At 52.6% G+C, this 8,043-nt stretch carries 5 protein-coding genes; 2 read left to right on the top strand and 3 right to left on the bottom strand.

The window, feature by feature from the left end; all coding sequences use genetic code 11:
- Positions 1–792: 792 nt before the first annotated feature.
- A complete protein-coding gene (locus ACTHRH_RS12560; RefSeq protein ID WP_440415820.1) occupies positions 793–1,656 on the bottom strand; it encodes a formate/nitrite transporter family protein in 864 nt (287 codons plus the stop codon).
- Between the two features lie 362 nt (positions 1,657–2,018).
- Between ACTHRH_RS12560 and pflB the strand changes: the two genes are divergently transcribed.
- Together pflB and pflA are read left to right on the top strand one after the other, a co-directional pair.
- Entirely contained in the window at positions 2,019–4,247 is a 2,229-nt protein-coding gene (pflB, locus tag ACTHRH_RS12555) for a formate C-acetyltransferase (RefSeq protein WP_440415818.1), read from the top strand.
- 216 nt (positions 4,248–4,463) lie between these two features.
- On the top strand, positions 4,464–5,204 hold the full coding sequence (gene pflA, locus ACTHRH_RS12550) for a pyruvate formate-lyase-activating protein (RefSeq protein WP_440415816.1): 741 nt from the start codon (positions 4,464–4,466) through the stop codon (positions 5,202–5,204).
- A gap of 754 nt (positions 5,205–5,958) precedes the next feature.
- Here pflA and ACTHRH_RS12545 read toward each other — a convergent pair.
- A complete protein-coding gene (locus ACTHRH_RS12545) occupies positions 5,959–6,810 on the bottom strand; it encodes a protein phosphatase 2C domain-containing protein (RefSeq protein ID WP_440415814.1) in 852 nt (283 codons plus the stop codon).
- 1 nt (position 6,811) lies between these two features.
- Positions 6,812–8,029: an extracellular solute-binding protein gene (locus ACTHRH_RS12540; RefSeq protein ID WP_379285678.1), complete on the bottom strand. Its 1,218-nt coding sequence runs from the start codon at positions 8,027–8,029 to the stop codon at positions 6,812–6,814.
- Between the last annotated feature and the right edge of the window lie 14 nt (positions 8,030–8,043).

Genomic DNA, 8,043 nt, shown 5'->3' with positions numbered 1-8,043 from the left:
CGCCCAAAGTTGCCCATTTTAACTGTAGTTTATCCAGTTAGTTTGATCATTTTCGCCCATTCGCTTGAATCTACCTGCACAAAATACAGTTAGACGTGCCGCTCCGCTTGTAACGATGCCTGCAGACGGTAAAATAGACGGATTTTCAAGGTAGTTCCCCGTCTTTTGCTCCAGAAGTGAAAACTAGCTGTATAAAATCCAGTTAGACCCCCATGTCTCTGACCGCGGCACCAGTAGATAATAAAAATAAACGAATTTTCAAGGTAGACGCGCCATTCCGTCTGCACAGCTCCAGCAGAAAATGAAAACAGACGGATTTTCAAGGTAGACACGTCATCCTGCGAGTACGGCACCTGCAGAAAATGTGATTTTCAAGGCAGACGTCCCTACCGCAAAAGCGTCACCGACAACGTCGATCTGTACCATCAGAAGGAAGGGTGGAAATTATGGCTTATTTTCAGGGCAGCTATGCCCTTGTCGAGCCATCGCCAGGCAGATTGTTTTATTTGCTGCATGGTAAAGTAGTCTTGCAGCGACTGCCCGGAACTAAGAGGGCTCGACCCGCTCGCTCCCCTTTCCTTTGCTTGCCCTGGCCATTTATCAATTCGTCCGCTGTCCGCCCTGTTTCAAGCTCCTTCATACGCCGATAAACGGATGACGGTCTCTGCTCCTTTTCCCTCTATAAAAGATCCACAGCCGCAAAATCCAATACAAAACGCCTCTTCCCTATAGTTTCCGACCGAGGAAGAAGCGTGTTTCGTAAGCCTGTATAAGAAATAGATTGAAATTCATTCACGTGGAGATCGTTGGTTTTCCGGTTTTTGGCTCCCGTTCCGCCGTGCTGTCGGCCCCGTGTTCGTTCCTGAACCCGCACTTTGCCCGCTCCGTCCCATTCCTCAAATAAGCGACCCAATAGATGCCCGCTACAAAGAGTGAGCCTCCCACCGCGTTCCCGAGAAACACGGGCACAAAATTGGCCGCATACTCCACCCACGTAAAATACCCTGCGAAAATCGCTGCGGGTATGACGAACATATTAGCGACCACGTGCTGAAATCCGATAGCCACGAAAGCCATCGTCGGAAACCATATGCCTGCGATTTTGCCGCCTGTGCTATTCGCCGCATACGCCAGCCAGACCGCCAGTGAAACGAGCCAGTTGCAGCCGATTCCCGAGATAAATGCCTGCAGAAACGGTTCGTCGAGCTTTTGAGCCGCTGCGCTTATCGTTTTCTCCAGATACGGGCCGCTTTCGGTTAAACCGACGACATGGCCGAAGAAATAGGCGACAAACATCGCTCCCGCAAAATTGCTAAGGGTAACCCAGAACCAGTTCACCGCCACTTGCCCCGACGTTATTCTTCCACTCAATCTCGCGATAGACAACGTCATCATATTTCCCGTCAGGAGCTCCCCTCCGCCTATCAGCACAAGAATAAGCCCAAGCGGAAAAACCGATGCTCCCAGAAGCGACGTGAAGCTTCCCCACTCAACAGGGACGGAAGCAGTCACCCGAATGCTCAATAAATAGCCCAAGGCAATGAAAGCCCCCGCTCCAAAACCAAGAGCAAGCAAGCTTAACAAGGACAAGCCGGCCTTGGCCTCGCCGCTTTGAACGGCATATTCCGCAACCACCCCTGGAGTACGATTCGCCATCCTTATCTCCTCCGCAGCCCCATTGTGAAAATAAGCACAATCCACATTACTTCCATTATACATTGATTAAGCAGATTTTTAAGTGATGTTTGTCACAGTCTGTATTACTATTTTTAATAGACTGTATTACTTCTATAATCTTGCTTTACCCTCCCTTCCTCAACAAGCGACTTGCCCTCGATTTATACCTTTTAATCTTTTAAAACTCCAGTTAAAACAACGGTTTTATGTACATTGTTATTTTTTTCACAAATTATTCACCAGTCCCCTCTTCCCTCCTTTATGGAAATCGATTATGGTTAAATTAAGAACTGTTATATATTTAATTCATAACTATGTTTCATTCTAAAGGAGGGCTCCCTATGAAGCAATGGGTTGGATTTCAGGAAGGCAAATGGCAGCGTGAAATTAATGTAAGAGACTTTATTCTGCACAACGTGTCCGTGTATACGGGAGATGAAGCTTTCCTCGCCCCGGCTACGGACAACACGAAGAAGCTCTGGCAGCAAGTAATGGAGTTATCCAAGCAGGAGAGGGTAAAAGGCGGGGTTCTGGACATGGATACCGGCATTGTCTCTACCATTACGTCACACGAGCCGGGATATTTGAACAAGGAGCTCGAAACGGTAGTCGGCTTTCAAACCGACCGTCCTTTCAAAAGGTCGCTGCAGCCCTTCGGCGGTATTCGCATGGCAGAGCAAGCCTGCGAATCTTACGGGTACAAGGTTGACCCCGAGCTGTCTCGAATCTTCCGGGAGTATCGCAAGACGCACAATCAGGGAGTCTTCGATGCCTACACGGAAGAGATGCTGGCGGCACGGAAAGCGGGAATCATTACCGGCTTGCCGGATGCCTACGGCCGCGGAAGAATTATCGGGGACTACCGGCGGGTAGCTCTATATGGAGTCGACCGGCTGATTGCCGAGAAGAAGAAAGACTTGTCGTTGACGGGAGCCCGAACGATGAGCGAGGAGATCATTCGTCTCCGCGAAGAGATCTCCGAACAGATTCGGGCGCTTCAAGAGCTCAAGCAGATGGCGGCGGCTCACGGATATGACATTTCCGAACCGGCGGCTAACGCCCGGGAAGCCTTTCAATGGCTGTATTTCGGATTTCTGGCCGCTATTAAAGAGCAGAACGGCGCCGCCATGAGCCTCGGACGCACGTCCACCTTCTTGGATATTTACATTGAACGGGACTTGCGGGAGGGAGTTCTGACCGAACAGCAGGCTCAGGAGCTGGTAGACCATTTCGTCATGAAGCTCCGTCTGGTGAAATTCGCCCGTACTCCGGACTACAACGAGCTGTTCAGCGGAGATCCGACCTGGGTGACGGAAGCGATAGGTGGTATGGCTCTGGACGGAAGATCACTCGTCACCAAGAACTCGTTCCGCTTCCTTCACACGCTGGATAACTTGGGTCCGGCACCTGAGCCTAACTTGACGGTCCTGTGGTCCACCAAGCTGCCCGAAGCGTTCAAGCGTTACTGCGCCGCCATGTCGATCAAGTCGAGCTCCATTCAATATGAGAACGACGACTTGATGCGTCCCGAGTTTGGGGACGATTACGGCATCGCCTGCTGTGTATCGGCCATGCGAATCGGCAAGCAGATGCAGTTCTTCGGGGCGCGGGCCAATCTGGCCAAGGCGCTGCTCTACGCCATCAACGGCGGCGTGGACGAGAAGTCCAAGGTGCAGGTAGGACCGGAATTCGCGCCGATCACCTCGGATGTGCTCGATTATGATGAAGTGATGCTCAAATTCGACCATGTCATGGAATGGCTGGCCGAGCTGTATCTGAATACACTTAACGTCATTCATTATATGCATGATAAATATTGCTACGAACGAATCGAAATGGCGCTTCACGATACGACCATCCTGCGGACGATGGCGACCGGAATCGCCGGGTTGTCAGTCGTGGCCGACTCGCTGAGTGCCATCAAGCACGCCAAAGTTACCGCCATTCGCGACGAAAGCGGGCTGGCCGTAGATTTCGCCATCGAGGGAGATTACCCGAAATACGGAAACAACGATGACCGGGTGGACCTAATCGCGGTTCAAATCGTTGAAGCATTCATGGCTAAGCTAAGAAAGCACAAGCCTTATCGCAATTCGGTCCAGACGATGTCCATCCTGACGATTACCTCGAACGTCGTCTACGGGAAGAAAACAGGCAACACTCCGGACGGAAGAAGAGCCGGCGAACCGTTCGCACCCGGCGCCAATCCTATGCACGGGCGGGATTCCAAAGGGGCACTGGCATCGTTGAATACCGTGGCGAAACTGCCATATCAGCACTCGCTTGACGGAATCTCCAACACCTTCACGATCGTTCCGCAGGCACTCGGCAAGGATGAGGAATCGCGAAAAACAAATCTGGTCGCCATCCTGGACGGCTATGCAGCCAAACAGGGGCATCACCTCAACATTAACGTGTTGAATCGGGATACCTTGCTGGACGCCATGGAGCATCCGGAGCAGTATCCGCAGTTGACGATCCGCGTCTCCGGGTATGCCGTTAATTTCATCAAGCTGACCCGCGAGCAGCAGATCGATGTGATTAACCGGACCTTCCATAACAGCTTGTGAGTTAAATTCCTATCGGCGCTTCAAGAAAAGTGAGGGCGGGGACTTGGAAGCGAAGTCCAAATACTTTTTGCAGGAGCCCCGACAAGTAGCAAATTCACCACTGCATACAGCGCTACAAGTCAAGCCGGGAGCCTCACGCAGCAGGACGTCTGCCAAGATATGCGCAGGCTCCCGGAACATAGATCAGCTCATTTGTTTAGAAAGGGAGGGATGAGCATGAAGGGGACCATACATTCCATCGAAACCTTCGGCACCGTAGACGGACCCGGCATACGCTATGTCGTATTTACCCAGGGGTGTCTCCTTAGATGCCAATATTGCCATAATCCCGATACATGGGTTATCGGACGGGGCCAAGATATAACCATAGAGGAAATCATACGGGATTTGCAATCCTACCTCCCTTACTTGCAAGCGTCCAATGGAGGAATTACTGTCAGCGGAGGAGAGCCTTTGCTGCATTTGGACTTTCTCATTTCCTTGTTCCAAGAGTGCAGGAAGCTCGGGGTTCATACCGCTATCGACAGCTCGGGCGGCTGTTACTCCGCCGACCCCCGTTTCCAAACCAAGCTTAGCGAGCTGATGCAGTATACGGATCTGATTCTGCTGGACATTAAGCATATCGACGATGAGGCTCACCGCAAGCTGACGGGCAAATCCAATCAGCACATTCTGCAGTTCGCAAGATGGCTGTCCGAGAGAAAAGTCCCCGTATGGATTCGCCATGTTCTCGTCCCCGGCATCACCGATGTGAGGCAGGATCTGGAGAGACTCGCAGACTTTATTCAGACGCTTGACAACGTCGAGAGGATCGAAGTGCTCCCGTATCATAAATTGGGGGTATACAAGTGGAAAACCCTTGGCCTGGAATATCCGCTCGAGCAGGTAGAGCCTCCAACCCAGGAAAGCGTCGCTTTAGCCGCATCGATCTTGAATCGTGCCAACAGGAACCTCTGATCCTCTGGGCATTCCCGGGCAGCGCCTTAACCACGATCGGTGGCCTGTTGGAATTAACCTCCTGCTGGCCATGCTCTTCCCGGCGGAAGGCAGGCGGTAGAAGAGCCTCGGAGACCGATATTCGGCTTTGTTCACAACTATAGGGGCGATGGTACTTGTGGCAGCTTGCACTAACAAGGAAGTGCCGTCGCGGCAGCCCACTGCGGATAATCCAGAACTCCGAGTTTCTTCTCCTGCTAAACATTAAGAGGTAGCTGAAAAAAGACCCGCAGAAGTCAAAAGTGCAGGTCTTTTGTGCGATTTTAGTTGAAAACGGCAAATGACAAGCGATTGTGCAGGTAAATTTAACGATTGGGCCGATTTTCGCGATATTATGACGATTGACCTGCAGTTTTGCGTGTCTTTTAGGCGAATGATCATTTTTCCGGAAAAAGACATGCACTTTTGCTCGTCTTCGAGGCAAGGGCCTCCTGTGCTTCGGTCCGCACATGGCGCTGGCACCTCTTGCTAGGGACCCTCTGCGCTTCGGTCCGCGCATGGTGCTTGGCACCTCTTGCTGCGGGACCCCTTTCGCTTCGGTCCGCACATGGTGCCGGCACCTCTTTACTATGTGTCCCTCCTAAGCCAGGTTCTACACATGCGCTTGTTTCACCCCGGCCGCGAGTTAGGCGGGCTTGCGCCAAAAATTCACCGGCAAGGCTCCCTGGACGAGTGAGACATCCGCATACATTCGCCTATCTTAAGCAGCCGTCCCTTACAAACGAATCCAGATTCCGGTCTTATCGTCGGAGGTTTTGAAGCGCAGATACTTCTGGCATTCCGGATCATTCTGCTCCAGGGCGATCAGGCTTTCCGCGTATCCCTGCAGGCCTTTGCTTTCGATTTCCTCCATCAGCACTTTCCCGTCCAATGTCCCGTAAATATCCTCGGAGTGCGGAAACAAACCGTCGGTAATAAGCAGCAGTCCGGTGAGATTAATCCGGTTAATGACCCCGTATTCCAGGAAGGAAGCCAGCTCCGGCTGGCCGTTCATGGCGGAGTAGCCGTTTATCGTATTCATCAGCACCTTGTTCTTCCGAATATGGGGCTCCACGTGCTCCCTGATTTGCTTTCGCGTAGTCATTCCCTGCTCCAGACAAGCCTTCCATCTTATTCTCGTCTGCAGGTCGATGTGATCCAACTGATCGTACGTGACAGTGCGCACCGTTCCATCCTTGTACGTGGCGAAAATCATGCAATCCCCGGTCTGGGCGTACTGCACTCTGGTCTCCTCGATTTTGATCAGGGCAATTTCCGTCGTCCACAGGGCTTCCCGGTCCTCCGGATCTATCCCATGGGCGATCATTTCCTGGCGAAGCGACTGATTGGCCCGAAGTACGGCATCCTTCACATGAACGGTTTCCCACCAGGATACCTCTATCGCTTCCAGCTCCTTCTTCACCAACTGGGAAGCCAAATATCCCCCGGTCTCTCCCTGAGGTCCGCGAAAAGGCGTCACGGAGGTAGCTCCATCCAGCACACCGTAGACCCCCGCCCCACTCTTCTCGATGAGCGCATCCTCATTCCAATCGCTGCTTCCTTGAATAGATATCGTTTCTATCTTCATCCTAATCCATCTCCTCTCCAGCCACTGATCTTATGACATCGTAGACCGAAACCTCCCGCGAAAGCTCTATCGCTTCGATCAGCGCTTCGGTTTCCTTCCACCGTTCTTTATCCTTAACGTCAGGATACCTTCGGTTCAAACGCTTGTCCAAGGACAACGCAGGGTCCGTTTGCCGCTTGCCGTCCTCCTCATCATCAGACATCGGCTGCGTTCTGGCCGGCATTTGGGAGGTGGCCTCCGCTATCCGTGCCTGCATATTTTCCTCAAGCATGGAGGCAACCAGCTCCAAGGCATTTCCATCCTTCTCTTCGGAAGAATGAAGCACCGCCAGGCCGTTAACCTTCGGAATGTATTTCTCCGTCTCCGGCATCTCGGTCATGGCAAAAGCGAACTTCCCGCCAATATACTTCTCCAGCATCGCCCGCTTGTCGGAGGAGGCTAGATACAAGCCCGCCCTCCCCGTAATAAAGTCGCTTGCCGCCAACGGCTGCTGGAGAGGAGGCATGATGCGGTCGGTTTCGATCATTCTCTTCCATAACCCGATAACCTCTGCCGCCTTGCTCTTCGATACCTTGTCCTCTCCATGGGAGAACAACAGATTCTGAAGCAGCCAGGGCACCTCCGGTTCGACGACCAGTCCCCAATATTCCTTATCGGCCGCCAATTGTCGCCCGGCCATGCGCAGCTCATCCCAGGTGTTCAACTGCGCCCCGTCATTAACCCCCGAATATTTGAGCAAATCTTTATTGTAAAAAACGACCGGAACACTCGCCCCGTATGGAACCGCCCATACTTGGGCCTCATATTGAAAATAGGCGGCCAAGTCGGGATGGAGACTCTCCCGCAGCTCATCGGACAGCAGGTCCTGCAGCGGAAGAAGCACGCCGGACTCCGCCAGTTGGGCAATGCCGTATAAGCTGCTGACCTCGACCACTTGAGGCATATGGTGAACGGAAATGGCCGCCGTCAATTCGTCGAATAGCTGTTCATAAGAACGGAAGGTCCGGACCTCTACTTCCACCGATTCATGGCTCCGCCCGTATTCCTCCAGGAAGGGCGCCAGTGCCTTCGTGTACACCCACACCTCCAGGGTGACGGGCCGCACCGTCTCTCTTTTGGCCAGGGGCCCCGCCGTACTGTGCCAGATTTTGTAGGCGCCCGCACCTACAACTACAAGCAGGAGGATAGACAGGAAGGCAATCATTCGTTTCGATTCCATTCCTGCATCCCTCC

Origin of the sequence: Paenibacillus sp. SAFN-117 (assembly GCF_051966115.1) — a bacterium.
Taxonomy (GTDB): domain Bacteria; phylum Bacillota; class Bacilli; order Paenibacillales; family NBRC-103111; genus Paenibacillus_L; species Paenibacillus_L residui.
The sequence above is the reverse complement of the archived record's forward strand: the minus strand, read 5'-3'. Positions and strand labels throughout refer to the sequence as shown.